Source organism: Aestuariibius sp. HNIBRBA575 (assembly GCF_040932005.1).
In the GTDB taxonomy this organism is placed as follows: domain Bacteria; phylum Pseudomonadota; class Alphaproteobacteria; order Rhodobacterales; family Rhodobacteraceae; genus CANLNM01.
The window spans coordinates 1103582-1127892 of sequence record NZ_CP162414.1 but is presented as its reverse complement, the minus strand read 5'-3'; the positions used below and the strand labels follow the sequence as shown (position 1 = coordinate 1127892).

Below are 24311 nucleotides of genomic sequence, written 5' to 3'. Positions count from 1 at the left end.
CGATATGAGCGGAAAACACCTGTTTTCGTGGCTCTGGCGGGCCTATTTGCGCCCTCATTGGCCTTGGCTGGGGGTTGCGGGCCTGATGATGATGATGGAAGGCGTGGTCCCCGCGATCCTGAGTTGGGCGATGGGGCCGCTGTTTGATGACGTGTTCATCGGCGGCAATCAGGGGGCGATGGTCTGGGTGGGCCTAACGATCATGATTGCCTTTGTGCTGCGCGGGCTTAGCTCGGTTGCACAAAAGGTGGTCGTCACACGGATTTCACAGCGCACAGCGGGACAAATTCGCGGGGATTTGCTGCGGCATCTGATGCGGCTTGATACACAATTCCATCAGGAAAATCCGCCCGGTGCCTTGATCGAAAAGGTTCAGGGCGACGTCGAAGCGGTTAACCGGGTTTGGTCGGCAATTGTGACCGGGCTGGGCCGTGATGCCGTGTCTGTTATCGCCCTCTTTGGGGTGACTTTGTACATTGACTGGCGCTGGACCTTGGTTGCGTTGATCGGCATTCCGCTGCTGGTCGCGCCGTCCTATTTGATCCAAACCTATGTGCGACGCCGTGCACGTGATGCGCGCGCATTGGCCAGCCGCATGTCGACCCGATTGGACGAGGTGTTTCATGGCATCACCCCAATCAAACTAAACGCCCTAGAAGAGTACCAAGCGCAGCGTTACGAAACCCTGATCGACGACCGGGTAAATGCCGAAGTGCGCAACGTTTTTGGCCAAAGCATGATCCCGGCCCTGATTGATGTCATGGCGGGTCTGGGGTTTGTCGGGGTTCTGTTTTTGGGCGGCGCGCAGATCGCTGAGGGTGAAAAAACCGTGGGTGAATTCATGTCATTTTTCACCGCGATGTCGCTGACATTTGAACCTTTGCGCCGGTTGGGCGGCGTCACCGGAGTGCTGCAAACCGCGGCGGCCAGTATGGAACGGGTCTATCATTTGTTGCACCGTGTACCGGTCCAAAAAGGCCCCGTTGGCACAGCGTTGCCTGCACCATCCATGACGCAGGCCCCCGAAATTGTGTTGGACAACGTCACCCTTTCATATGGGGATTTCCCGGTTCTTCGCGGCACGTCCTTTGTGGCAGAGGCCGGCAAAACCACGGCGTTGGTCGGCGCATCCGGCGCGGGCAAAAGCACCATCTTTAATCTGTTGACACGGCTGTCAGAACCACAATCCGGGGATGTCACCATCGCAGGGATACCCAATAATGCAATGCAATTGGCCGATCTGCGGGGCCTGTTTTCGGTGGTGTCCCAAGACGCGGCATTGTTTGACGAAACCCTGCGCGACAATATCCTATTGGGGCGCGATGATGTTTCTGATGAGGAGCTGAACGACGTGTTGCAATCGGCGCATGTGACTGACTTTCTGGCGAAAATGCCGGATGGGCTGAACAGTTCCGCAGGGCCGCGTGGCAGCAATCTGTCGGGGGGGCAACGCCAACGGATCGCCATTGCGCGCGCATTGTTGCGTGATACGCCGATCCTGTTGCTGGACGAAGCGACATCCGCGCTGGACACCAAATCCGAAGCGATTGTGCAGGATGCGCTGGAACGCCTGTCCAAGGGCCGCACGACGCTGGTGATTGCCCATCGTCTGTCCACAATCCGCAACGCCGACAAAATCGTGGTCATGGATCAGGGGCGCGTTGTCGAACAAGGTCGCCATGATGATTTGCTGGCGCAGGGCGGCATCTATGCTGGGTTATATTCGCTACAATTCCGAGGGGAAGACACATGAACAATCGGGTGATTTTGGCGCTCACGGGCGCGGATCGGCACGATTTTCTGGACGGGTTGGTCACCAATGTTGTGCCCACAAATCAGGACGGGCTGCGTTATGCGGCCTTGCTGACGCCACAGGGTAAATTCATCGCGGATTTCTTTCTGCTGGAAACCGGATCGCAGCTGCTGATCGATGTGGATGCCAGTGCCGCGCCGGGATTGTTCCAACGTCTGAATATGTATCGTCTGCGCGCGGATGTGCAGATCGCTGAAACCGATCTGATCGTGTCGCGCGGGATCGATACGCCCCCTGCTGATGCCCTGCCCGACCCGCGTCACAGCGCACTTGGCTGGCGTCATTATGGTGAGGTTGATCAATCTCAGGACGTGGATTGGGATGCGATCCATGTGGCACATGTGATCCCGCAAACCGGGATTGAGCTTGGACCAGACAGCTACATCCTAGAAGCCGGGTTCGAACGTCTGAATGGGGTCGATTTCAAAAAGGGCTGTTTTGTCGGTCAGGAAATTGTCGCGCGGATGAAACACAAAACCGAACTGCGCAAAGGATTGGTGCCGGTTCATGTGGATGGTGTCGCTGAAACCGGCGCAGAGATCACCGTGAATGGCAAACATGTGGGCACGCTTCATACCCGATCCGGGGATGTTGCGATTGCCTATCTGCGTCTTGATCGCGCCAAAGAAGGCATGGTTGCCGGCCAAGCAACCCTGTCCATTAGCGCGGCATCGTAAAAATTTTATTAAACCAAAAATCAAAAGCCCCGCCAGTGGCGGGGCTCAACGTCGTTAAATCGTAAACATCCGACGCGCATTACGCGCGTTCTGAATATTCCATTGTTTCCGTACTGACGACAATCATCTCATCTTGGCCCACAAAAGGTGGCACCATGACACGCACGCCATTGTCCAAAACCGCAGGCTTAAAGCTGTTGGCCGCGGTCTGACCTTTGACGACAGGCTCGGTTTCAACGATCTTGCAGGTCACTTTTTGTGGCAATTGCGCGCTCAGCGCCTCTTCTTCGTGGAACTCAACCACGATGGTCATTCCGTCCTGCAGGAACGGACGACGGTCGCCCAAAATCTCGGCTGGCAGCTCAACCTGTTCGTAGGTTTCGGTGTCCATAAAAACCAGCATCCCATCGTTTTCATAGAGAAATTGCTGATCTTTCTGTTCCAAACGCACGCGTTCAACCTTGTCCGCGGACCGGAACCGTTCGTTCAGTTTTGACCCGTTACGCAGGTTGCGCATTTCCACCTGCGCAAAGGCCCCGCCTTTGCCGGGCTTTACGTGATCGACTTTAACAGCGGCCCACAGACCGTCATTATGTTCCAGCACATTGCCGGGGCGAATTTCGTTTCCGTTAATTTTTGGCATGGGTCGCTTTGTGTCAGAATTATGTCAAATGGTTGTTGTTTGCTTAACCAACCCTATATCTTGGGGATGGGTCCAATGCAACTTACCTATATACGGAAACGCCCCTGAATCAGCCATGCACCAAACGCATGGCAGCCATTCCAAAAGAGGCCACCCGAATCAACTGGAAATAGGCATATTCGCCCTCACGCCGGAACTACAAGTGCTAAAAATAAAAAAGGACCTCTCATGAGAGATTTTGTCGATGGTAGCGCCTATAACAACGAACAAGGCAATCGTGCGCGCAAATTATTTGCAGCCGTTGTTTTGGCCGCTTTGGACGATGCCATTGCCGACGATAAAAAGTATGGTAACGGTCCTGAGCAAATTGCACGCTGGGCTCGGTCACGTGATGGCCGCGAAGTACTGACCTGCGCTGGGATTGATCCCAACGAACGGGTTGTCGAAGGGCTGATGTCTTTTGTTGGTAAGGGTGTTCGGACTTCTGTTGCGCTGTCGCGCGAAGAAAGCGAACGTCGTAATGCCGCCGAAGCAGAGGCCGCACGCGCTGCGTGATCCAGATTTAAAAGTCTGCCAATGATGAAAACGCGGCCCTCTGCTCGGGCCGCGTTTTCCTTTTCCGCCCCCAAAACGCGATGGCCCGTGACAAACCCCATGCTGTCCCAGTGCCGTGCCTAAATTTTAGCCAAACAAAATATGGCCCAGATTGCTGATGGCCAGCTCTGCCATCAACAGCAAACCCACCAGCGCACGTTTGATCCAGCTTTTAAACCGACGGTAGAGCAAAACACTGCAAACCAGCACCAGTGACACTTCGATTGGGCCGACAATGCCGGCATGGTGATTGCGGTTCCAATAGCTGACCGGGCTTTGAAAAATCCAATCCGACATGGGCCAGAAATGCGCGCGTCCGTCATTATGATGCAGCGGGAAATCCAACGCCAAATGCAGCAATGCCGCGCCACATAACGCGATCCAAATGGGCCGTTTGGCCCAGATCGCAAAGCTGATCCCAATCCCCCAAAGCAAGAAAGAATTGTCGATCCGAAAAACCGCCTGCCATGAGGATGAAAAGTAGAGGTCGTTAAACACCACATCCGCAGGTGTGTTCAGGATCAGAAAATGCCAGCCCACCAGCAGATATAGCGACAGGTCCGGGATCAAAGCGCCAGACAACGCCGCCGCCGTGGTGCCGCGCACCTGTTCCTGCGCAAAGGCCGCCTTGCCGAAAATCAAATGCGCTGGCGTGTTCATTTGGTCGCTTTCATGGTTTCCCTTCGCCTCGCGGCTTCCTAGAACACTAGGGCGGAGGTTGGAAATGGCCAAATCACATATGCAAGCAAACGCGTTGATGATCCAGGGTGCGGGGTCCAATGTGGGGAAATCCATGTTGGTGGCAGGCCTGTGCCGGGCCGCGTTGCATCGTGGGCTGCGTGTGGCCCCGTTTAAGCCCCAGAACATGTCCAACAACGCCGCCGTGACGGTGGATAGCGGCGAAATTGGCCGCGCTCAGGCGTTGCAGGCGCGGGCCTGTGGGCTTGATCCGGTTGTGGACATGAACCCGGTCCTGTTGAAACCCGAATCCGATTTGGGCGCACAGGTGATCGTGCAGGGCAAACGCAAAGCCACAATGAAGGCGCGGGATTACGGCAAAACCAAACACAAATTGCTGCCACCTGTGTTGCAAAGCTTTGATCGGTTACGGGCCGCCTATGATCTGGTGCTGGTCGAAGGCGCAGGCAGCCCGGCTGAGGTGAACCTACGCGCCGGAGACATCGCCAATATGGGCTTTGCCGAGGCGGCCAACATCCCCGTGGCCTTGATCGGTGACATCGACCGTGGTGGGGTGATTGCGCAGCTGGTGGGCAGCCATACGGTTCTGTCAGAAAACGACCGCAATCGGATCAAAGCGTTCGGCGTGAATAAATTTCGCGGCGACCCCACCCTGTTTACCGCCGGAATGCAGGTCATTGCCGATCACACCGGCTGGGACGGCGTTGGGATCATCCCGTGGTTTGATCGTGCGCATCTGTTGCCTGCCGAGGATGTGATGGATGTGGCATCCCGTCCCGGTGGGGCGCTGAAAATTGTGGTGCCTCGGCTGAACCGGATCGCGAATTTCGATGACCTTGATCCGCTGGCCGCCGAACCATGCGTCAGTCTGGACATTATCGAGGCAGGGCGCGCCCTGCCCGGTGATGCGGATCTGATCCTGATCCCCGGATCCAAATCCACCATTGCTGATCTGGCCCATTTCCGTGCCCAAGGCTGGGATGTGGACCTACATGCCCATATCCGCCGTGGTGGGCGTGTTCTGGGCATCTGTGGCGGCTATCAGATGCTGGGGCAGCGCATTGTTGATGCTGACGGGATCGAAGGCGCGCCCTGTGATGTGGCCGGTTTGGGCCATCTGGACGTGGTCACCAATATGAAGCCTCAGAAACATCTGGCCCTGACCAAGGCCACCTACCGCGCCACGGGTGCGGATGTAGAAGGCTACGAAATCCATATCGGCGAAACCGACGGGCCGGACCGGGATCGCGCTTGGTTGGATATTGGCGCGCGCACCGAAGGCGCTGCCAGCGCTGACGGGCATGTGCGGGGCTGCTATCTGCACGGGCTGTTTGGATCAGACGAATTTCGCGCGACCTATTTGGCGGAATTGGGCGCAAAGGTTGATCCACTGGATTATTCGAAAGGGGTAGAAGACACGCTGGACGCGTTGGCGCAGCATCTGGAAACCCACATGGATGTGGATCGCCTGTTGGCGCTGGCCAGCACGACAGAGGGACCTTAGGATCACCTATATTCTTGGCGATTAATCCAGATTATTCAAAGTCTTGGCTGGACAGAATGCGGTAAATCTCGCGGCGGACCAATTTGCGCACATTGCGGGTGATCCGTTCGCCCAGCACACCTTGCAATTCGTTCCGAACGATTTCAGCAACCATGTCGCGCAACGCTTCTTCGTCGATCAGGTTTTCACCGTCCAGATAGGCCGCCAGATCAGAATCCTGATCATTTGGCAGATCTGCCACCGGTTCCTGTGCCTCTGGCGCCGCAGCTTTGGGCAGCTCAACCACAGTGTCATCCGCTACGGCCGCGTCCAGCGACGGCTCTGCTGTATTGTGAACCTCTGACGCCGTTTCTGCGGTTTCAACGGGCGTGTCGTCGGCCATCACAGCGTCTTCAACACTCAGATGCAGGCGTGGTGCGCGGCGTTCTGTGTCAGGGGTGGCGCTCCAATCCATAACCGGCTGCGCTTCACTGCCATCTGGTTCCCACTCTTCTGGTTGCGAACTGACGGCGGCTTCTAATTCGGCGATGGTTGCCATCAAATCCGCGCGCTGTCCGTTCAGCGTTTCCACATGAGCTTCGCCATTTTCCCAAATGACTTCGGCGCGGGCCTGATCGGATTGCGCGGCTTTGGAATATGCGTCATCCAGCTCGATCTGCTCTGCGACAGGGGCAGTTTCTGGATCATCCGCCCCATTCTGCGTAGCCTCATCGGCGATCTGATCGTCCTGAGACAATTCTAATGGCGCATCCTCCGCCATTGTGTCAGTGGCTGCAGCTAGTTCCGGGGCGGTATCGGACACCAGATTTAACAATACATCTTTCGTCTCTGATGTGGGTTCTGAAGAGGATTCTGGCGCAGCCTGCGCAATTTCCGCCGTATCTGCATCGACTTGATGATCTGTCTCTGCGAAATCAGGCTGCGATTCGGCGTGGGTTTGTGCATCCGATGCGGCATCCGTATCCTCACGGTCCAACACCCGGAATGCCGGGGTCAGCACCAGCCGATCCATGCCCCCATCCTTTGGCAAGGCTTCTTTTGCTGGTTCTTTCACCGCTTGCTCTTGTGGCTCACTCTGCGCCACAAGCCTGCGAATAGATGAAAGGACGTCTTCGATTTCGACGTTGGATACCGGATTTGACATAGTATTACCTGCTCTCGCCTCGTGATGCATTGTAGCTGTCACAAAGCGTTCAAACAACCGATACGCAGAATTTGAACTTAATCGCCAATCGCTTGCAGTACCCGGTCCAGCGCACGCCCCTGATCGGACAATGCGGCGGGGCTGTCTTTGACCAGATTGTAATAGGCCGTTGGGTCATACAATTCGACATTCAGGTTCAAATGATCCGCCGTCAAAAGCCCCATAGTCGACAAAACCGTGTAGCTGGCAATGATTTCATCCACTTGTGCGGAAATCAGATTGGCCCGCGCATCCAGTAATTCCTGTTCGGCGTTAAGCACATCCAATGTGGTGCGTGATCCCAATGTTGCCTCTTCGCGAACACCGCGAAACGCGGTTTGCGCGGCGCGGACCTGGCGATCAAAGGCTTCGCGGCTGGCGCGGGATACGCCAAGGATCGCATAGGCGTTGGCGACATTCTGGCGAATATCATGCTGGGCGATGTGCAAACCAGCGCGGGCCGAATCCCGGCGTGCATAGGCCTGACGCACAGCGCTGGCGATGGCACCACCGGCATAGATCGGGCCACCGGCGCTGATCCCGACGCTCAGGGCTTCGTTGAAACTTTCATCAACGCTCAGCCGACCATCGAGGTTAACGGTGGCATTGGTCGATGCCTCTGCGGCGCGAATGGCCAATTCCGTCGCGGTGACGCTGTGCTGCGCGGCCCGCAAAGAGGGGTGGGACCGCAACGCAAAGGTTTGCGCATCCTCTAAGGATCGTGAAATCGTCGCGCCGGATGCGGGCTGCAATTGCCCCGGAGCGCGGCCAACAGCGGCGCGGAATTCTTCTTTGGCGCGGGTCAATGCACCCTGTGCGCCGGCCTCTGCGGAACGGGCGGCTGCCAGGCGTGCTTCGGCCAGGGCGACATCTGTTCGGGTCACTTCGCCGACGTCAAACCGATCCCTCGCGGCGCGCACTTCTTGGGTGATGACGCGCACGTTGTTTTGACGCAAATCCACAAAGGCGATTTGGCGGCGCACTTCCATATAAGCGGCAACTGTGCGGAACAGCGCCTGCTGTTCAACGCCAATCAATTGCTGACGCGTGGCCAGAACGGTTTCTTTTTGGGCATCGATGCTGGCCTGAGAAACGCCACCATCATAAAGCAGCAACTGCCCCACGATCGACAAAGAGGCCGCATAATCATAGGCGTCATTGCTGCGCCCGGTCACGTTGGTTGCGTAACCTGCGCTGGCGGTCCAGTTCACAACCGGCAACAAATCCGCCACGGCCTGTGCCACGTCTTCGTCTGCGGCGCGTAACAGGGCCCTGTTCTGTTCGATCAGGCCGGAATGTTCATAGGTATAGGCCAACGCATCCGCGAGCGTTTCTGCCCGCGCCGAACCGGTGGCACCCATTGCAATTGTCATGGCCGCCACGGCACACAAGCTACGAATTCCCATAAAAATCCCTTTCACCAGATCTTAACTCCAAAGCTAAGCCTCAGATGGCCCGGCACAAGAGGTCAGAGAATAAATGCACTATGTTTTTCAAATCCGGGCAGCACTGGCGCACCCGCATTAAATGAATATCGCCACGTGACCGCGCCATCCAGCTTATAGCCGATCCGCACAACGCCCAGCGCGCCCTCTGCAAACAGACAGGCAATCCGCCCGCCATCTTTGAGCTGTTCCAGGATCGCATCCGGCAGATGTTCGACGGCGCCCTGCAGCACGATCACATCATAGGGGCCACTTTTGGCGGCGCCTTCGGCCAACACGCCTTCGACGATAGCTGCATTATCCACGCCCTGTTCAGACAGGATTTGCTGACCTTCTTCGGCGCGTTCAGAATCGCTTTCGACGCCAACAACAAATTCAGAAAGGCTGGCCAACAGAGCGGTCGAATAACCCAGACCACAGCCCAGATCCAAAACCACCTCATCCGGTTGCACATCCAACCCGTCCAACATTTTTGCCAATGTCCGGGGTTCCAGCACGACGCGCCCATCACCCAGATCAACGTTTTCACCGATATACGCGGCTTCGCGTTTGTCGGACGGCACGTATAATTCGCGTGGAACGGACAGCATCGCGTCAATGATCGGGAATTTGGTGACGTCGGATGGACGCACCTGCGTGTCGACCATCATTGTGCGACGGGTTTGGTAATCAGCCACGGCTAAACTCTTTCGTTCAGTTCATCATCTATTGTGATGCCACAAAGGTGGATGCGGGGCAACTGTCGATCGTGCCGCATTGCCCCGCAAATGCCCAGGATTTGATGAATTGCACCGTCATTGGCTGCCCCAGACGGCCTAATCCCCAAACCCGCGCTTTGTTTTACCTCAAATATTCAGGCCAAACTGATCAAAAAATCATGTGACTATTGTCAAAGTCCGCGAGGGTCACCCCCTCAAACACCACCACATCAGCCCCGTTGGTCAGGACCACATTTGCGCCAACCTGTGCGGTGTTTGCTGTCCAATCCGAAAACGTGTTGGTGCCGGTCAGCCCGCTCAGATCCAACAGATCCTGCGACTGATCCCAGTCCATCACGCGATCAACGCCATGCCCATTCTCAAAGACAAAGGTATCCGTCGCCCCGCCCCCGGTTAGCGTGTCGTTACCCACGCCCCCCGTCAATTCATCAAGCCCGCGTCCACCAAACAACACATCCGCACCTGCGTCGCCATTTACCTCGTCATTGCCAAGGCCGCCAAATACAGTGTCATTCCCTGTACCGCCATCCACCAGATCATTGGCGCCGCCGCCGAATAACAGATCGTTGCCGGTACCACCTGACAACAGATCAGCCCCGCGCTGTCCATAAAGCGTATCGTTGCCGCCTCCGCCATAAAGCGAATCCCCACCATCGCCACCGCCCAGATAATCATTGCCACCTGTTACGTTGGTTTCGTTCACCGAATCCCCGTAAATACGGTCATTCCCTGCCCCGCCGAGCAGCACATCGTCACCGCCAGTGACAATGCCAACATTGCCGGTATCCCCATAGATCAGATCGGCGCCAGCGCCACCATGAATGGTATCATCGCCCCCAATCAGAGTGCCCGAAATCGACGATGCCGCATCCCCGTTTATGGTGTCATTCCCGCCGCCTCCGGCTAAGAAATCATCGCCACCGGTTAGCGTTCCACCAGACAGAATCTGGTTCACGTCGCCATTCAGAGTATCGCCACCGGCCCCGCCAAACAGACTATCGTTGCCGCCCACAATCGTTCCGCGGGCAACGCTTACATCCCCCACAATGATGTCATTGCCGCCGCGCCCCAACAATCTGTCAGCGCCCATGGTCGTGGCCCCGGTTGTATCAACTGAATTTGCGTCCCCAACGATGTTATTGTCGCCGCGACCACCAAAAATTCGGTCATTCCCACCATAAAAGTTAGACGCGCCGACAATGGAACTGGCGTCACCATAATAAACGCTTGCTCCGGTGGCTCCACTGCGGGCGGTCATCAAATCGTCGCCCCCTGTCAGCGTGCTGGTACCCGACACCGAATTAGCGTCGCCAAAAACGACAACGCGCGACACGCTTCCCAAATCGCGGATGACATCATCCCCCCCCACGATGTTCGAACTGGCGCTCGAACTAACGTCAGCATAAATCCCCCAAAACGTGCTGGTTCCCGCGGCGATCGTAATGACATCATCACCGGCATTAACAATTCCAACGGCACTGTTCACATTGCGAATATCGGCAAAGATCGACCCGCCTCCGGACCCGGCAACCGATATGGTATCCCCTCCCAGGCTCAACACCTGAGAACTCGCTAAATAACTGATATCACCAAATATTGTTGCGCTTGCGGTGGAATCCCCGCGCAGGGTAATAATGTCGGCCGCTGCGGAAAACACCGACCCGGACTGAACATTATTGGCGTCCCCAAAAATAGTGGTGCTGCCTCCGGCTGTTAGCGTTATGCGATCAACCCCACCCACAAAGGTCGAAGAAGACGCCGTTCCGACATCCCCCATAATGGAGTATCCGCGACTGGACCCGACAACGCCGGTAAATGTATCGGCCCCACCCGTTGAACTGGCGGAACCACTTAGGCTGGACACATCCCCAACAAAGGAACCGGTCGTCGGTCCGCTATGGGCTTGTGTTTCGGTGTAAACATCATCGCCCCCATCCAAAGAAGCCCCGCTGCGGAGTGCCCCGACATCACCAAACACGCTCTGAAAGGTGCCGGTAAATACATCATTTCCCGCGGTCAACGTGCCATTGTCGAGAACCTGAAAGGCATCGCCATAAACGCGCTGTTGCGCCCCACCGCCGCCGGTAAACGTATCCGCAAGCGTGGTTACGCTGGTGCCAATTTCGACACTGACAAAATCACCAAAGATGGACGTCACATCATTGTTGTTTCCAAGCACAAATGAATCAGACCCCGCCGCGATTGCTGCGTAAAACGCGCGGTTCCCTGCGGCGTTTATGCCCCCGGGCAGCAAATTGGCATTGACCGACAGGCCTGTGATCACCACATCTGGAAAAGGCAGATCTATGTTAAAAACATTATCCAGCTCAATTTCGATACGATTTATGGTCCCGGTATAAGGCGCGCCGCCCCCCACATAGGACAATCCGGTTCCAGATATTTCGATGTCGTCGCTACCGACCGATGTTGGGTTGAGAAACGAAAAATCCCCCCCATTTTCAACGGCATGCGTACTAAAAACATTAAAAACAATTTGTCCAAAATCAACTTCTCGGTCGGCATTACTTAGATCAAACGTTGCCATAAAACAGGTATCCTATACAGCTGGTCACAAACACAATTCGCGAAAACGTTAACCCTTTTTGTCATGTGCCGCCATTGGTCATCCGATGAATTTGTAAAAAAACAATCGGTTGGCTTGCATCCCTCAAACGAATGATCGTCGCTACAATCGCGCATTATTTGTTATGATCCAGGCACGGCCCTGCCCCGCCTCACTCTCAATTGCCCCATAAAAATTGGGATAAAACGCGGTTTTGCAGGCTAAAGTTATTAAGCAATTCATCTGCGAATGTGGGCTGGACAAGCCTGCTGAAAACGGCAATAAGGCGCCTCGAACATACATTGTTCAGCCAGAATGTCCGAACAATCATCGACATTCACACCACAAAGGCGAGTTGGCGGAGTGGTGACGCAGCGGATTGCAAATCCGTGTACACCGGTTCGATTCCGGTACTCGCCTCCAAAAAAATCAATGACTTGCGTCATCCCACCTCTCCTTCACTGCCATTTTTGAAACAACCGTTGAAACTTTCACGTTTCGCTCTTGCTTCGTTCCATTTGATTTCTCGCCTCTTGAGCGCGCTTCGCGAGCTCCCTTTGCCGGATCGGCCCGCCGTATTTTTTCAGCATCTCAACGCCTGAGTGACCGGTGACGGCTTTGACCATCTCGTCATCACATCCAGCCAAATAAAGCTCGATCGTCGCGTTTTTCCTGAGTCCGTGCGTTTTGTAGTAGCTCGCCTTCTCATGCTTCATCTTCTTTTTGATGGTGCGCATTTCCTCCGCAACGATGCGGTAGCTCACCGGTCGACCTTTGGGGTCGGTCACGACAGTACCATCCGTTCGCGCGAGTCCGTCGAGATGGGCCTTGAGGCGATCGGTGAGCGGGATCCACAGCGGCTTGTCGGTTTTGCCTTGAGTGAAATCGAATCCCTCATCCGAAAAGTGCGCCCACTTCATCTTCACGACATCGCCAATGCGCTGGCCCGTGCCAACGCAAAGCTCGTAGACCAGCCGCGCGCGTTTTGAAGCCAGGGCTTCAAACTCTGCTCGAACATCGTCTGGCCAAGGCTCCCACCCGTCGCTTTGCTGCTTGAAGAGCGGAATGCCCTTCGCCGGATTGCCATGCTCTTTCTTGATAAAACCAATCAGACGGGCGTGGTTCATCAAGACGACCATGACCTGGACGAGATAGTTGGCTTGCCGCCAGTGATCCGCATTTGCCCGGTGCAGTTCATAAATGTGGTGGGTTTCGATCCTGGCCGGGTCTTTGTCGGCCCAGATCTCACGAATGTGGCTGATGTACCGCCGATAGTCGGATCTCGTCCGGGGCTTCAGCTTCTTGTAGGCGTCGCTCTCGTAGTAGCTAAGAATCAACGCCTCAAAATTGCGTTTCACCGGCGCTGGCGCTGGTTTTCCCTTCAGCAGGCGATTGTAATGATCCCAAAATTCCGGCGTGCCCGCTTCCTCGTGCATCATGACCGAGATACCGCGTGGACGCCGGATGAACCGTAGGTAACCCCTGTCATTATAGACGTATTTTGGCAGGCTCTTGCGGGTCATTCGCCCATTCTCAAGTCGCCGTTGAGAAAGTCGTCTGCGGCCTCTGGAGCGATCATGTTGGCATCGACGATGACGCTGCCATCGGGCTTGATCTCGAATTTCGCGCGCTGCCAACCTGCCTCCCGCGCCTCGCGGATGAAGGCCGAGGCTGCCTGTTTCGCTTTTGTTTGTGCACTAGCTTTGGTCATCTTATCGACACCTCTCTCACCTCGTTAACAACGCGCATTATCACCTTGATCCATATTGATATTTCCAATTGCTCCGCGCGTAGAACGTCTGTCTTTCGCCGCGCGAATGGCGCGGATCACTTCTGAATTTTGGGAGTTTCCATTGCGATCTGACTCCGCCTTGATCCACTCTTTGAGCTCTTGCGGAAGCCGAAGCTGCATTGGTTTACGACTTTTCATGAAACGCCTCCAGGTTGAAACCACAACCCGTTAGTGGCACTTAGCCACTATTGCGTCAATTGCTTTTTATGGCTTAGTGCCACTATGCCAGAACAAAGCTCTCAAAATCAGGATAAGTTCATCGTGCGGCTGCCAGATGGCCTGCGCGATCGAATACGCCTCGCAGCTGAGGCCAACCATCGCAGCATGAATGCTGAAGTCGTTGCCCTCCTCGAAGAAAACTATCCAGCTCCTGTGCCGGAAAAACTGGATGACCCCGCCGCGAGGCTGCTCTTCTGGCTTGCCAAACGCATCCGCCGAAGGAACCCGAAACCTGGAACACCAAGGGACAAACAAGCCGCCCTGTATGAGCGCATTGCGGGCGATATTGCGGAACGTATGAAGGGCATCGGCGAATAGCCTTAGTAGGCCGCCCACTCGTATCCGTGGTTGCCTTCGTGATCTTCCCATTCCACACCGACGCCTCGTCGCCAATTTGACGACGAACAGCGCCGTGACGGCAGAACCCATTGCGGGGCGGCGGCTGGTGTCGTGCGTTGCCAGCCGAATTCGCCCTGCGTGCCGTAGGTCCCGAGACGCATGTTGTAGCTCTCAGAGCAATCATCGTCGCGACCGCGCTCGCGATGGCTGTAGTACCGCACATCCCAGACGCGTATCGAGCGGACAAAATCGAATTCCAAACCGCTGATGTCGATATCGGCACCGCCTTCAGCTACCTGAGCCTGAATAACTTGGGCGAGTGTCTGACCATTGTGGTTGCTGGCCTCCCAGATATTCGGGGGCGTGCTTTGCAAAGGCGCGCGCTCAGAAATCCCCATCGGGCAGCGCCAGATTTGCAACGGCGGCTCAATCGGCCAGGGCGTGATCCGACGGATAAACACGGCACGGGCATGGGCACATTCTGCTGACGCGGGCCACCCACCAGCCAGGCAAAGCAGAATGGCGCAGTCAACCTGATAGGCTTTCGCCGCCTGCGGGACCACGGTTGAAAGCAGAGCCAAAGCCGTTCCGGCAGTCCAATTTCTGATAAGTCTGCACCACATATCAATATATGCCTTTTGATTTCATTACTACATTTTTGATACCTTACGGCTACACTCCTCCTTTACACCATATGCGAGTATCCCCTTTGTGAGGCTCGCGCGCGCTTTGTGGAATATATTCCGTAGAGCAATCTCAGCGATCTGGCCGAATACAGGCCATGAGATTGAGGGAAGAAGTAGGGTTAAATATCCGGAATCTAAGAAATTCCAAAGGTATGAGCCAGGAACAACTAGCTTTGGCTGCGGACGTGGACCGCAGCTATATCAGTGAGATCGAACTCGCCAAGAATTCAGTATCAATCGATATTCTGGAGCAGATTGCGCTTGCCCTTGATGTTGCCCCCAAGGAATTGCTTAACGAGAGGGGCTAGTTATGCCCGAACATGAAAGTGTCCGCTCAACGGCTGAAGCCATCGGCCGCATTACATGCATTAAAACAGGCGAAGAAATCGGCCTGCTGTATCGGTGGGACAATGGCGAGACGCAGGCCGCGATGTATAACGACGGCTTGGCTGCTTCGCCAACTTTCGAAGATCAAGCCACTAGACCGGACCTTGGTGCGAATCGCGGCTAGGAGCCGGAATGAGCCCAAAGTACGGGAGGCTGCGGCCAAAACTAATGTCTTCGATGCGCAAAGTGCGGACGCGCATCACGCAACTCAGAGCCTTTGTATTTCTCGTCCCACTGCCCAGAAACAAAGTTAGTGTCGAAAAATCGTATTGGACGGCTGCTCTTTCGTATCAATAGTTCCCGTTCCATGTTCAGATGGTTTGAGATTGTGAAAAGATACGAATAGACGTGACAGGAACAGTGTTTTTCAAATGATCAAAGTTACAATAAGAGTTGGGGATCATGCAGTCTGAGAGTGCGGCGATCGAGCTGAGATCAATAAATAGGCTGATCGTTGATGACGACGGCGCGCCTGCTCGGTACTGGATTCCCGCGTACCAGCGCGGATATCGTTGGGACCGGCTACAGGTTACCCAACTTCTTGACGACATTTGGGACTTTATCCAAGCCAGCGAGGAAAACCGCCGAACCTCCTTTTACTGCCTGCAGCCATTAGTTGTTCGGAAGCTGGAAGACGGGCGGTACGAGGTCGTGGATGGGCAGCAGCGGTTGACAACCATCTTTATCCTTCTGTCTCACCGCAAGGAAATCCTCACTCTGCTCGGTAAACAACGCTTTTCCATCGACTACGAGACCCGCGACTGTACATTTCTTGATGAGATTGATCTCGACCGATCCAACGAGAACGTAGATTTCCACCACATCTGTCAGGCTTGGCGAGCGGTCGAGGAATGGCTTGCCGGCCGAGACCGAATGCATGCGCTAAAGCTGCTGCAACATCTGCTCAACGATGATGAGGCCGGTCGGAACGTGAAGGTCATCTGGTACGAGCTGGCGCCAAATGACGACCCGGTCGCAGCTTTCACCAGACTGAACATAGGCAAGATACCACTCACAGAGGCCGAACTGGTACGTGCCTTGTTCCTGCGCCGTGCGGCCCAGGACGATGCCACCGGCAATCTTTCGTTACGAATTGCTTACGAATGGGACCAGATCGAAAAACGGCTGCAGGATAACTCAGTCTGGTACTTCCTGCAGAACACCGACCTCGATGACGCAAACCGGATCGGCCTTGTCTTTCGGCTCGCTGCAAGGATGGAAGGCCATGCGTTGAACGGGGAAGACTACGCGGTATTTTCCCATTTTTCTGACTTGTTGAGCGCAGAACTAAGTGCCGAGATCGAATGGCGCAAGGTTAAGGATATCTTCATGGCGCTGGAGGAATGGTACGAAGACCGATACCTCTTCCACGTCCTTGGGTTTGTTCTCAATCAGACCGATGGTGGGCTTTCCACGATTACCGAACTGCTTGCTGACAGCCAAGCATTTAGCAAACACGACTTTTCGCAAGGTCTTCGCGATCGGGTCTATCGGATGTTGCTCGGAAGTGATCTATCGGCTGCTTCTGCAGATGAACTTGAGGAAGAGATCACCAATCTCTGCCGTACAGTCGACTACACAAATGCACCCAAGGTGCGGAGCCTGCTCCTTTTGTTCAATCTGGCAACGCTGCTTGAGGATCCGCGATCAAACATCCGGTTCCAATTCGATAGTTTCAAGCGAGAGTCTTGGGATATCGAGCACATCCGCTCAGTGAGCGACGAACGACCTTCACGCCCCCGAGAGCAGGACGAATGGCTGCGCCATTGCTTGATGTTCCTGCGCACTGCCAAGGAAGAAGACGAGCAAGTGCTTGCTGAAAGCATTGAAGCCTACCTCGACCCAGATTCTGAGCCAGGCAGCCGGGCGAGCTTCGAGGAAATCGACGGCAAGATTCTGTCATTCTTCAACGAGGCGATGGACGGCCCTGACCACGACCTCGCAAACCTGACACTGTTGGATTCGCGGACCAACCGCGGCTATCGAAATGCGGTCTTTGCGGTAAAGCGCAGCGTTTTGTTGGAAAACGACAGGTCCGGGATTTTTGTCCCTCTCTGCACTCGTAACGTCTTCCTAAAATGCTACAGTCGCACGGTTGGCAACGTCATGTTTTGGACCGATCAGGACGGACAAGACTACCTAGATGCGATCAGTCGAACGCTGACGCGATTCTTCCTGGGGCAAGCAGGGGCAAGCCGATGACTTCGCGAACCACCTTCGGCAAGCTGATCGAACGTCACGGCCGTGTTGAGATCCCTGTTATCCAGCGAGACTATGCGCAAGGGCGGGCGGACCAGCACATCGTCCGAGACGACTTCCTCAAATCCCTTCACGACGCGCTGCGCCTGCCAAAAGAAGACCCAACACTGCCCCTCGATCTCGACTTCGTCTACGGGAGCATCGTAAACGGGTCCTTTCAGCCGCTCGATGGCCAACAGCGGCTCACCACGTTGTTTCTGCTGCACTGGTATCTCGCTTGGGTCGACGGCTGCAGCGAAGATCTCCGCACTCGGATCGTCACATCGGGACGGTCCCGCTTCAGCTACGAAGTGCGTCCCAGTAGTCGGGATTTCATCAACGCCTTTGCTAACTATATACCGGACATATCGGCCGGGGAATGCGAAGATATTGCAGGGATGATAACTGACCAGCCTTGGTATTTTCGCAGCTGGCGGTTCGATTCAACGATTCGTGCAGCGATATCAATGTTGGACAGGATGCACGAGGTCTTCCGGAAAACGTCAGGCCTTTATGCCCGGTTGATCGACGAAACGGCTCCCGCGATCACATTCCAACTTCTTGATCTTGAGCAGTTTGACCTTTCGGATGATTTGTACATCAAGATGAATGCGCGCGGGAAACCGCTAACTCCATTCGAGACATTCAAGGCACGTTTCGAGAGGCATCTGGAAAACCAGCTCAAGGACGCTCCGCCGGATCTCTGCAATGGGACGCCACTTGCAGACTTCTTCTCTCATCGGATTGATACGCGCTGGTCCGATTTTTTCTGGCCGTTCCGTGATAAGAAAACTGCCACCTTCGACGACGCAATGATGAACCTGCTGCGGGCAGTGATCATGGTGACAAGGGATCCCGAAGCTGCTGCAACCTCGCTTGATCTGGCCGACCTTCGCTCCATGGCGCGAGCTAGCAGCTATACGTGGTTTCACGACAGGGGTTGGCTGGATCAGAAAATGGTCCTGGCGCTGATCACGCTCCTGGAGCTGTGGAGCGCGGGGCCCGAAACGTTCTGCTGCTATCTTCCCGACACGCGGCATCTCGATGAACAGGCTCTTTTTCACGACATACTCACCAAACCGACCACCCTTACCTTCCAACAGCTTGCTCAGCTTGCCGGTTATGCCCAGTTCCTCGTCCATTCGCCCGGAGAGATTGATTCCAATGCTTTCGATGCATGGATGCGGGTCGTCTCCAACCTCGCAACCAACACCGATTACAATCGCCCCGAAGACCTGCGTCGGAGCTTTGCTGGTCTCCGGGACCTCACGCCGTGGATGAACGATATCCTCAACCACCTCGCGAGTTCGGACGGCGACGTGAGAGGTTTCTCCCGCGAGCAGGTCGCAGAGGAGCGGATCAAAGCTCATCTCATCGGTTTCGGCGACGGCTGGCCGGAACGGCTCGACCGGGCAGAGCGGCATACCTATTTTCGAGGGCAGATTGGGTTCTTGCTACGCTGCTGCGGCTTGAAGCTTGATGAGGTAGATGCCGAACTTGAGCGTCTCGACACAGCTACCGCAAGCGAACTAGTGGAACCGTTCGAACATTATCTCGCATGCGCCTCACAGATGTTCGGCGACCTTGTGAAACACCCGAAGGGTTCTGGCCTGCTCTGGGAGCGCGCACTTCTCGCGGTCGGAGATTTCTTGCCAAATGTCGGCAGAAATCGATCGTTGCTGACCACGTCATACGACGAGGCCTGGGGTTGGAAGAGACTTCTTCGCAATGCAGCTGCGGGTGGTCGGGCAAGCCAGATTCTAAAGGCTCTCTGGGACCAACTTGAAGACCCGGGCTCATATGCTGCTGATCTTGGCGGCGTCATCGAGTCTGCATCGGAAATCGATCCGTGGCGTGAGGCAATCCTCGCAACGCCGTCGGTCTACGACTACGGCACTTACAGAATGATGCGCTTCTCAGACGATGGAGGTATCTACCTTCTCAGAAAGACGCAGATGAACGGACGACATGCTGAACTGTTTACCTACTGCCTATTCGAAACCCTGGCGTCCGAATTGAAGCCGTACGGCTTTTCGGTAGAATATTATGAGGCAACATCGACCGATGATGAGCCTGGTATTTGTTTCACCAGAGACCTTAGCGGCTCCGAAATCACATTCTACCTGACTTTGTATGAGGCACCCAAAAAGTACCAGCTTTACTTAGAAGATATTAATAAGGCGGACGGTAGTATTAGGGAACGTCTCGAAGAATTAGGTTTTGAGGAAGACGAGGATGGTTTTTTGACAAAGATTGGCGGAATAAACAAGCTGAGAGCTAAAGTGGTGGGTTTGGCCAAATCACTTAATGAAGGTGATTAAAGTGCGCTCCCTAACGTAGGGGCTGATAATTTTGAAGATCGCGAATGGCTGGATTGTCCGCACCGGCGACCTTCGCCACCATGATTGTGAGTGGCTGCTTTCGCGACGACGCAGCCACTGTTATCTACCACTCCTCAAAACTTCCAAAACGCGCGCATAGTCCTCGCTGACTGCCCGCACTTGCTCAAAAACCTCGCGTCGCGCTTGGTCCTGGCACCGGAAGTACTGTTCGGCATCGACAAAGTATGCCTCTGCGTCACGCGTTAACAGGTCAGCATAAGCCCTGACATCATCGGGATCGGTGAGCATCAATGGCGGCACAGGTGGCAGGCAACTGCCCGCGAACGAGGCTGACCCATAATTCAAAAAAGCCAGTGCTGCCCATGTTTGTTTCAAAAGCGCCATATTATCTTGGCTCAGCCACTCCGTTGCAGTAAATTCGTTTCAACGCATGAATGGCGCAATAACTCAAATTGCGCCTATTGATTGCAAAATTATAATATTGTATCGGTTGGGTAGTCCATGAGGGACTGCCGGGCCAATGCACAATTCTGCAAGGCTCGATCCTATGAATTTGATGCAAGACGCCCCCAATGTTGTCAGTGAAGATGGGCTGCGCACGCTGCTTGCCGAGGGTCATTCGGCGGATGTTGTGTGCCGGGTTACGCCCAAACGTACAGGTGCTCAGTGGTCCGGAGTTTGGACCGTGCATTGCGTGTCGCCAGATGGTGAGACACGTCGCCTGCTTGTCACGGCACGCAACAACATGGCCGCGCGAGAGTTCAAGACAATCAACGGCCTATCCAGCTTCCTTGCCGGACTTGGTGTTTCGATCGTCTCAATCCCAATGGTCGAAGGCAAGATCGCCTCGCACAACCTGTACGACGAAGGCTAAACGACTTGCCGTACTTGCAGCATTCTTTGCTACCCCCGCCTATTCTGAAGGCTTCGTGCTTTCCATGCGGGCCGATGGTCAGCTGGAAATCAAAGCCCCCCAATCGGGTTTTGCGCAAAGTTATGTCGACGGGATTGGCGCAAACCCACCAGAGCTGATCGTATTCGCAGCGCCTGAACCTGAAGCTCCCCCTCCTGCACCAACCCGCGCGATCCCCCGCCCCGAAATCCTTGCAGCCCTTGAAAGCACCGCGCATCGCTATGGCGGGCACCCCGCATTGCGCCGCGCGGGTCTGTCTGTTTCAGAATGGCAGGCACTTTTCCAAGCCAATATCGAGATCGAAAGCGCCTATCGCCCGAATGCGCGCAGCTCCGCAGGCGCGATTGGGCTTGGACAGTTGATGCCTGCGACGGCCGCTCAGCTTGGCGTGGATCCGCATGACTGGCAGGCCAACCTGGATGGCTCTGCTCGTTACCTTCTCATGATGCTGGCACAGTTCGGCACGCCCGAACTCGCGCTTGCCGCCTACAACGCGGGGCCTGACGCGGTCGCGCGCTATAGCGGCATCCCTCCCTACCAAGAAACCCAAAGTCACGTGCGCCGGGTCATGGCTGTGCGTGACCGACTGACTGGAGCCTCCTGATGCACACACAATTCCGCACGATCCTGTCGCTGGCGCTGGCCAGCTTGATGATTGCCAACCCGGCCTTTGCCCAGAGCATCGACCTCTCGCCCGTGCAGAACCTTCTGCAAGGCATCGTCGACACGATCACCGGCCCCTTGGGCATTGTCATCGGCACCTTGGCTTTGATCGGTGTGTTCCTCTCCTGGCTCTTTGGCATTCTGGACTTCCGCCAAGCCCTCTGGGTGCTGGTTGCCATTGCAGGCATCGCAGCTGCACCGACGATCGTGACCGCCATCTGGGGCGCGTAAAATCAACATGGCAACGCAAACCCGCCTCTTTCTCGGCCTGATCCGGCCGCCAAAGCTCATCGGCTTGCCGATCATGTATGCCATGGTTTGGCTCTTCGGGTTTGTATTGCTGTTTCTGTGGGTCCAGAGCTGGCCGGTGATCATCATCGCCGCTCTGGCCTATCCCGCGCTTTGGAAAGCCGCTGACTGGGACCCGGCCTTTCTTGAGGTGATGGTCACAGCGCTGCAGGAGACGCCACCCACCCCAAACCGCAAGATCCATTCGGGGGACAGCTATGCTCCTTGACCCTTCGGATGACTTTGCCATGCTGCCAGACTGGGCGCGCAAAGAGCGGCCGATGGCTAGCATGCTGCCCTATGTCAGCCTCGTGAATAAAGTGACGATCCGCACGCGCGGCAATGCACTGTTCCAGTGCATCCGTCTTGACGGCGTCAACAGCATGACCAGTGATGACGCGCATTTGGAGAAGATCCGCGCGCTCTTCGCGGCGATCATCGCGCAAATCGGGCCAGAATACAGTTTCTACGTGCACAAGGTCTCAAAAGCGATCGAGACCGTCTTGCCACCGGTGCCAAGTGAGGGCTTTGCGCAAACGCTCGATACCCGTTGGCAAGCGGCCATGGCGCGGGCGGGCCTGCGGGACAAAACGCTCACGCTGACAGTGCTGAAACGTCCACCCCTCGGCACGCGACTGCGCCTGAAGCGCTCAGACTCAATCGCTCAACTGAAAGATCAGACGGCCAAGCAGCTGCGCAAGCTCGAGGAGGTCGTCGGGTTTCTGCGATCATCCTTTTCTGAGATGAGCCCGCGTCTGCTCGGCGCTGAAAGTGGCGAGTTACTGGGCTTCCTGGGTGCGCTCAACATCGGCCAGGAACGGCCGCTCTTCGCAAAATCCCGCTTTGGCATCATTGCCGAAGATGTGTCCAACACCCGCGTCACGTTTCACGGGCGAGACTTCACGCTGGACAATGGGACGCCAGGCAAGCGGTTTGGTACGAGCTTTGCGATCAAGACCTACCCGGCCAAAACCAACTGCACCATGTTCGATGAGCTGAACCTGCCCGTCGACATGGTGGTCACGCATTCCTTCACGCCGATCAACAGCAATATCATGGCCAGCCGGATTAAGCGTCAACAGCGCCTGATGAAGGCCAGCGATGATGGCGCGATTTCACTCGCCGAAGAACTGGTCGACGCACTCGACGATCTGGAATCCAAACGGCTCAGCTTCGGCGATCATCACATGACCGTCACGGTTTTCGCCGAGACAGAGGAAAAGTTGGAAGCGATAGCCGCCGAAGTACGCAATATCGCGGCCGGTGAAGGGGTCAATCTGGTGAACGAGAGCTTTGCCGCCCGAACCCACTATTTTGCGCAGCATCCTGGCAACGGGCAGATGCGCAGCCGAAAGGCTGCCATCACGAATACAAACTTCGCTGACCTTGCGGCGCTGCATCGGGGTCAACTGGGCAAACCTGGACACAAAGTGCCTTGGGGCAAGCCGATTACTCTCTTCCCGACGCCTGAACGTTCGGGCTTTCTGTTCAACTACCATGAGACGGGTCAGCCGGACAAAGAACCAACAGGTGGACATACATTGATCCTGGGCCGCCCTGGCTCCGGCAAATCGGTGTTGTCAGCCTTCCTTATGACCCAAGCCCGTCGCTGCGACGCGCGCGTGTTTGTCTTCGACTATCGCGCGGGCATGGAAATGGCCGTGCGCGCCAATGGCGGGCGTTACAGCGCCATCAAGGCCGGTGAAGCAACCGGCCTCAACCCGCTGCGCACTGAAATCGATGGGCGCGGCCAAGCCTGGCTGTCTGATTGGCTGGCCACGCTGCTTCATCGCGCCGACAACCCCCTGAGCCCGGTTCAAATCAACCGCATCCAAGAAGTCGTGCGACAGAACGCAGGGGCAAGCGATGCCGCTCTTCGCAATTGGCGGGATCTGGCCTCGCTCTTTGTGGCGGGGGCTGATGAAGGTGATCTGTTTGAGCGGATCCAGGAATGGACCGCAGACGGCCGTTATGGCTGGATCTTCGGACAGAGCGCCGAGGATACATTCTCGCTCGATGGTGATGTCGTCGGGTTCGACCTGACCGGTATTCTCGACAGCGAAAGTGAGAAGGAACGCATGGCGGTCCTGTCCTATCTGTTTCGGCGGGTGGAGCGCGTGATCGAGGATCGCAAGCCGACGCTGATCATCATCGATGAGGCCTGGAAGGCTCTGGATAACCCGTATTTTGCAGATCGGCTGAGCAACTGGCTCGTGACCGCGCGCAAACAGAACGCGGTCGTCGTTATGATGACCCAATACGCAAGCCAACTTGAGAAAACCCGCATCGGCAAGACGATTGTCGAGGCCGTACCGACGCAGCTTTTGCTTCCCAACATCCGCGCCTCGGCCAGCGACTACACCATGCTGGGGCTCACTGACAAAGAGCTGAGCGTATTGCTCGGCACAGGCAGCAGCTCCCGTCTGGCACTGGTGCGTGATGATCAAGGCTCGGTGGTAATCGACGCTGATCTGAGCGCCCTTGGCACTTACCTCACGATCCTTGGCGGCATGGAGAAAGGCGAAGCGCTGGTCGGCGCGGATTATCGCCAGAACCCCGAATTTTGGAGACAGATTGATGCGTAGATTGTTCGCCTTGACCCTC

The 24311-nt window shown here is 55.7% G+C and carries 24 protein-coding genes and 1 tRNA gene; 15 read left to right on the top strand and 10 right to left on the bottom strand.

All coding sequences use genetic code 11. The annotated features are described in order from the left end of the window. Positions 1–4 precede the first annotated feature (4 nt). A complete protein-coding gene (locus AB1F12_RS05710; protein ID WP_368188288.1) occupies positions 5–1753 on the top strand; it encodes an ABC transporter ATP-binding protein in 1749 nt (582 codons plus the stop codon). Next, positions 1750–2490, top strand: coding sequence for a folate-binding protein YgfZ (locus tag AB1F12_RS05705; protein WP_368187219.1), 741 nt, complete (start codon positions 1750–1752; stop codon positions 2488–2490). Before AB1F12_RS05710 ends, AB1F12_RS05705 begins: the two co-directional genes overlap by 4 nt. Positions 2491–2569: 79 nt before the next feature. On the opposite strand, the gene efp is transcribed toward AB1F12_RS05705, so the two are convergent. Then, a complete protein-coding gene (gene efp / locus AB1F12_RS05700; protein WP_368187217.1) occupies positions 2570–3133 on the bottom strand; it encodes an elongation factor P in 564 nt (187 codons plus the stop codon). Positions 3134–3361: 228 nt separating this feature from the next. Between efp and AB1F12_RS05695 the strand changes: the two genes are divergently transcribed. Beyond that, entirely contained in the window at positions 3362–3688 is a 327-nt protein-coding gene (locus AB1F12_RS05695) for a DUF6280 family protein (protein ID WP_368187215.1), read from the top strand. Positions 3689–3814: 126 nt separating this feature from the next. On the opposite strand, the gene AB1F12_RS05690 is transcribed toward AB1F12_RS05695, so the two are convergent. Continuing rightward, complete coding sequence (locus AB1F12_RS05690) at positions 3815–4387, bottom strand: cobalamin biosynthesis protein CobQ (RefSeq protein WP_368187213.1); 573 nt, start codon at positions 4385–4387, stop codon at positions 3815–3817. A gap of 64 nt (positions 4388–4451) precedes the next feature. Here AB1F12_RS05690 and AB1F12_RS05685 point away from each other — a divergent pair, with 64 nt between their 5' ends. Next, complete coding sequence (locus AB1F12_RS05685; protein WP_368187212.1) at positions 4452–5930, top strand: cobyric acid synthase; 1479 nt, start codon at positions 4452–4454, stop codon at positions 5928–5930. A 31-nt stretch (positions 5931–5961) separates the two neighbouring features. On the opposite strand, the gene AB1F12_RS05680 is transcribed toward AB1F12_RS05685, so the two are convergent. From AB1F12_RS05680 to AB1F12_RS05665, 4 genes are all read right to left on the bottom strand, one after another. Beyond that, positions 5962–7074 (bottom strand): hypothetical protein, encoded by a 1113-nt coding sequence (locus AB1F12_RS05680; RefSeq protein WP_368187210.1) that lies wholly within the window; start codon positions 7072–7074, stop codon positions 5962–5964. A 77-nt stretch (positions 7075–7151) separates the two neighbouring features. Further along, the gene (locus AB1F12_RS05675; RefSeq protein WP_368187208.1) at positions 7152–8519 is read right to left on the bottom strand and encodes a TolC family outer membrane protein; all 1368 of its coding nucleotides are present in this window, start codon (positions 8517–8519) and stop codon (positions 7152–7154) included. A 62-nt stretch (positions 8520–8581) separates the two neighbouring features. Further along, on the bottom strand, positions 8582–9235 hold the full coding sequence (locus AB1F12_RS05670) for a protein-L-isoaspartate O-methyltransferase (protein ID WP_368187207.1): 654 nt from the start codon (positions 9233–9235) through the stop codon (positions 8582–8584). 190 nt (positions 9236–9425) lie between these two features. After that, complete coding sequence (locus tag AB1F12_RS05665) at positions 9426–11822, bottom strand: beta strand repeat-containing protein (RefSeq protein WP_368187206.1); 2397 nt, start codon at positions 11820–11822, stop codon at positions 9426–9428. Positions 11823–12189: 367 nt separating this feature from the next. Here AB1F12_RS05665 and AB1F12_RS05660 point away from each other — a divergent pair. Continuing rightward, a tRNA-Cys gene (locus AB1F12_RS05660) sits at positions 12190–12263 on the top strand. A 68-nt stretch (positions 12264–12331) separates the two neighbouring features. On the opposite strand, the gene xerC is transcribed toward AB1F12_RS05660, so the two are convergent. The 3 genes from xerC to AB1F12_RS05645 are packed head-to-tail and all read right to left on the bottom strand — an operon-like array spanning position 12332 to position 13770. Then, complete coding sequence (xerC, locus tag AB1F12_RS05655; RefSeq protein ID WP_368187204.1) at positions 12332–13363, bottom strand: tyrosine recombinase XerC; 1032 nt, start codon at positions 13361–13363, stop codon at positions 12332–12334. Beyond that, a complete protein-coding gene (locus AB1F12_RS05650; protein WP_171727567.1) occupies positions 13360–13551 on the bottom strand; it encodes a hypothetical protein in 192 nt (63 codons plus the stop codon). The genes xerC and AB1F12_RS05650 overlap by 4 nt, the downstream gene beginning before the upstream one ends. Before the next feature lie 24 nt (positions 13552–13575). Continuing rightward, positions 13576–13770 carry an Arc family DNA-binding protein gene (locus tag AB1F12_RS05645; protein WP_368187203.1) on the bottom strand — a complete coding sequence of 65 codons (195 nt, stop codon included), beginning with the start codon at positions 13768–13770 and terminating at the stop codon, positions 13576–13578. Positions 13771–13854: 84 nt separating this feature from the next. Here AB1F12_RS05645 and AB1F12_RS05640 point away from each other — a divergent pair, with 84 nt between their 5' ends. After that, positions 13855–14169: an Arc family DNA-binding protein gene (locus tag AB1F12_RS05640; protein ID WP_368187201.1), complete on the top strand. Its 315-nt coding sequence runs from the start codon at positions 13855–13857 to the stop codon at positions 14167–14169. A 2-nt stretch (positions 14170–14171) separates the two neighbouring features. On the opposite strand, the gene AB1F12_RS05635 is transcribed toward AB1F12_RS05640, so the two are convergent. Next, positions 14172–14771, bottom strand: coding sequence for a hypothetical protein (locus tag AB1F12_RS05635; protein WP_368187199.1), 600 nt, complete (start codon positions 14769–14771; stop codon positions 14172–14174). 257 nt (positions 14772–15028) lie between these two features. Here AB1F12_RS05635 and AB1F12_RS05630 point away from each other — a divergent pair, with 257 nt between their 5' ends. From AB1F12_RS05630 to AB1F12_RS05590, 9 genes are all read left to right on the top strand, one after another. Then, positions 15029–15184, top strand: coding sequence for a helix-turn-helix domain-containing protein (locus tag AB1F12_RS05630; RefSeq protein WP_158524511.1), 156 nt, complete (start codon positions 15029–15031; stop codon positions 15182–15184). A gap of 2 nt (positions 15185–15186) precedes the next feature. After that, entirely contained in the window at positions 15187–15387 is a 201-nt protein-coding gene (locus tag AB1F12_RS05625) for a hypothetical protein (protein WP_368187198.1), read from the top strand. 278 nt (positions 15388–15665) lie between these two features. After that, positions 15666–17465 (top strand): DUF262 domain-containing protein, encoded by a 1800-nt coding sequence (locus AB1F12_RS05620; protein WP_368187197.1) that lies wholly within the window; start codon positions 15666–15668, stop codon positions 17463–17465. After that, a complete protein-coding gene (locus AB1F12_RS05615; protein ID WP_368187195.1) occupies positions 17462–19822 on the top strand; it encodes a DUF262 domain-containing protein in 2361 nt (786 codons plus the stop codon). Before AB1F12_RS05620 ends, AB1F12_RS05615 begins: the two co-directional genes overlap by 4 nt. Before the next feature lie 568 nt (positions 19823–20390). Continuing rightward, positions 20391–20717, top strand: coding sequence for a hypothetical protein (locus tag AB1F12_RS05610; protein WP_174861692.1), 327 nt, complete (start codon positions 20391–20393; stop codon positions 20715–20717). Positions 20718–20781: 64 nt separating this feature from the next. After that, positions 20782–21360, top strand: a complete 579-nt coding sequence (locus tag AB1F12_RS05605; RefSeq protein ID WP_368187194.1) for a lytic transglycosylase domain-containing protein — start codon at positions 20782–20784, stop codon at positions 21358–21360. Beyond that, the gene (locus tag AB1F12_RS05600) at positions 21360–21650 is read left to right on the top strand and encodes a TrbC/VirB2 family protein (protein ID WP_090219049.1); all 291 of its coding nucleotides are present in this window, start codon (positions 21360–21362) and stop codon (positions 21648–21650) included. The genes AB1F12_RS05605 and AB1F12_RS05600 overlap by 1 nt, the downstream gene beginning before the upstream one ends. Positions 21651–21657: 7 nt before the next feature. Next, on the top strand, positions 21658–21936 hold the full coding sequence (locus AB1F12_RS05595; protein ID WP_024096577.1) for a type IV secretion system protein VirB3: 279 nt from the start codon (positions 21658–21660) through the stop codon (positions 21934–21936). Continuing rightward, positions 21926–24292 carry a type IV secretion system protein B4 gene (locus AB1F12_RS05590; protein WP_368187192.1) on the top strand — a complete coding sequence of 789 codons (2367 nt, stop codon included), beginning with the start codon at positions 21926–21928 and terminating at the stop codon, positions 24290–24292. The genes AB1F12_RS05595 and AB1F12_RS05590 overlap by 11 nt, the downstream gene beginning before the upstream one ends. Positions 24293–24311 lie beyond the last annotated feature (19 nt).

Bases quoted from the DNA above. Each gene is read 5' to 3' on its own strand.
- AB1F12_RS05615 (WP_368187195.1), top strand. From the start codon at position 17,462: ATGACTTCGCGAACCACCTTCGGCAAGCTGATCGAACGTCACGGCCGT.
- AB1F12_RS05600 (WP_090219049.1), top strand. From the start codon at position 21,360: ATGCACACACAATTCCGCACGATCCTGTCGCTGGCGCTGGCCAGCTTG.
- xerC (WP_368187204.1), bottom strand. From the start codon at position 13,363: ATGACCCGCAAGAGCCTGCCAAAATACGTCTATAATGACAGGGGTTAC.
- AB1F12_RS05695 (WP_368187215.1), top strand. From the start codon at position 3,362: ATGAGAGATTTTGTCGATGGTAGCGCCTATAACAACGAACAAGGCAAT.
- AB1F12_RS05610 (WP_174861692.1), top strand. From the start codon at position 20,391: ATGAATTTGATGCAAGACGCCCCCAATGTTGTCAGTGAAGATGGGCTG.
- AB1F12_RS05650 (WP_171727567.1), bottom strand. From the start codon at position 13,551: ATGACCAAAGCTAGTGCACAAACAAAAGCGAAACAGGCAGCCTCGGCC.
- AB1F12_RS05605 (WP_368187194.1), top strand. From the start codon at position 20,782: ATGCGGGCCGATGGTCAGCTGGAAATCAAAGCCCCCCAATCGGGTTTT.
- AB1F12_RS05710 (WP_368188288.1), top strand. From the start codon at position 5: ATGAGCGGAAAACACCTGTTTTCGTGGCTCTGGCGGGCCTATTTGCGC.
- AB1F12_RS05590 (WP_368187192.1), top strand. From the start codon at position 21,926: ATGCTCCTTGACCCTTCGGATGACTTTGCCATGCTGCCAGACTGGGCG.
- AB1F12_RS05625 (WP_368187198.1), top strand. From the start codon at position 15,187: ATGCCCGAACATGAAAGTGTCCGCTCAACGGCTGAAGCCATCGGCCGC.
- AB1F12_RS05630 (WP_158524511.1), top strand. From the start codon at position 15,029: ATGAGCCAGGAACAACTAGCTTTGGCTGCGGACGTGGACCGCAGCTAT.
- AB1F12_RS05685 (WP_368187212.1), top strand. From the start codon at position 4,452: ATGGCCAAATCACATATGCAAGCAAACGCGTTGATGATCCAGGGTGCG.
- AB1F12_RS05675 (WP_368187208.1), bottom strand. From the start codon at position 8,519: ATGGGAATTCGTAGCTTGTGTGCCGTGGCGGCCATGACAATTGCAATG.
- AB1F12_RS05705 (WP_368187219.1), top strand. From the start codon at position 1,750: ATGAACAATCGGGTGATTTTGGCGCTCACGGGCGCGGATCGGCACGAT.
- AB1F12_RS05680 (WP_368187210.1), bottom strand. From the start codon at position 7,074: ATGTCAAATCCGGTATCCAACGTCGAAATCGAAGACGTCCTTTCATCT.
- AB1F12_RS05595 (WP_024096577.1), top strand. From the start codon at position 21,658: ATGGCAACGCAAACCCGCCTCTTTCTCGGCCTGATCCGGCCGCCAAAG.
- AB1F12_RS05690 (WP_368187213.1), bottom strand. From the start codon at position 4,387: ATGAACACGCCAGCGCATTTGATTTTCGGCAAGGCGGCCTTTGCGCAG.
- AB1F12_RS05665 (WP_368187206.1), bottom strand. From the start codon at position 11,822: ATGGCAACGTTTGATCTAAGTAATGCCGACCGAGAAGTTGATTTTGGA.
- efp (WP_368187217.1), bottom strand. From the start codon at position 3,133: ATGCCAAAAATTAACGGAAACGAAATTCGCCCCGGCAATGTGCTGGAA.
- AB1F12_RS05640 (WP_368187201.1), top strand. From the start codon at position 13,855: ATGCCAGAACAAAGCTCTCAAAATCAGGATAAGTTCATCGTGCGGCTG.
- AB1F12_RS05645 (WP_368187203.1), bottom strand. From the start codon at position 13,770: ATGAAAAGTCGTAAACCAATGCAGCTTCGGCTTCCGCAAGAGCTCAAA.
- AB1F12_RS05620 (WP_368187197.1), top strand. From the start codon at position 15,666: ATGCAGTCTGAGAGTGCGGCGATCGAGCTGAGATCAATAAATAGGCTG.